We start from the raw sequence: 992 nt of genomic DNA, 5'->3' as shown, positions 1-992 counted from the left end.
CCTGGCCAAGTTCGATAACGTGCTGTTGGATGGGTGGGAGATGGACAGCCTGAGCGGCATCGATGGCGCTGATACATGATCTGCTTACCAGGTGAGATGTTAGTTCTCATAAACTTCCCATGCTAACGATATAGACCGACCGCAAAACATGACGAATGCCTCCAGCCCGGGGGCATTCGTCATGCCTTGTGGTGCCACTCAACACCGTCATTGCGGCCGCCGGCCGCCTGACAAGAGGACACCTAAACCATGGCTGAAACCGTCTCAACCAGGCTGAGTGCGATGCAGATGCTCTCGTATTATTACGAGCGGCGCGCCCAGTCTGAGATCGGGAGCGGTGCGCGATTCCTGCTAAAAACGGCAGTCTTCGGCACATCCTCCCTGGTTACTGAAAACAGTAGTGGGACATACGACATTGCCGCGATCCCGACGGATTTCGAGCTGTCTGATATGACCACGCAATTCGCCACATCTGACCTGACGCTTTCCTACGCTGAAGGCACGATTACGATCCGGGTTGAGCTGAATTCATCACAGCTTGATGCCAATACCTCCTATCCCTTTAACACCATGGTGATCTGCGATAGCGAAGGGGTGGCGTGCGCAGTCCTGTGCATCCAGGAAGACCAGCTTTACCAGGGCAAGGGCTTTGTTTCGACGCTTAAGCTGAAAACGGGCGGTGCATCATGAGCGATTCAGTGATCGTTACTGCAAAGAGTTTCCCGCAGCCCGAAACGCTGGCACTTGTTTCTGATGTGCAGTTCCGGGAGCCTTACAGTTCCGCAGCGATTAACCGCAAAATGCGCGGCATCATCGGTGCCGGGATTTATGCAGGCTTTAACCCGACGCCAGGCACTGGCCTGAACCTGCTGATTTCCTCCGGCACCGACGGCGGTACCTGCTCATTTAACATCGGCGCATATTACCAGCTGACTGTGCGTCAGCAGGCCAATGTGACGGTATCCCTGGCGGCAGGAAAAGCTTACCTGGTG

The 992-nt window shown here is 55.0% G+C and carries 1 protein-coding gene and 1 pseudogene; both read left to right on the top strand.

Annotated elements, in window-relative coordinates:
* Window positions 1-249 precede the first annotated feature (249 nt).
* Window positions 250-690 carry a phage tail protein gene (locus tag CYR55_RS22960; protein ID WP_101818594.1) on the top strand — a complete coding sequence of 147 codons (441 nt, stop codon included), beginning with the start codon at window positions 250-252 and terminating at the stop codon, window positions 688-690.
* Window positions 687-992: pseudogene (locus tag CYR55_RS22955) on the top strand (hypothetical protein); the annotation flags it as partial. The gene CYR55_RS22960 and the pseudogene CYR55_RS22955, both read left to right, overlap by 4 nt.

The organism is Chimaeribacter californicus, assembly GCF_002858675.1.
Lineage (GTDB): Bacteria > Pseudomonadota > Gammaproteobacteria > Enterobacterales > Enterobacteriaceae > Chimaeribacter > Chimaeribacter californicus.
Note: the sequence above shows the minus strand (reverse complement) of the source record. Positions and strands in the feature narration are given on the sequence as shown.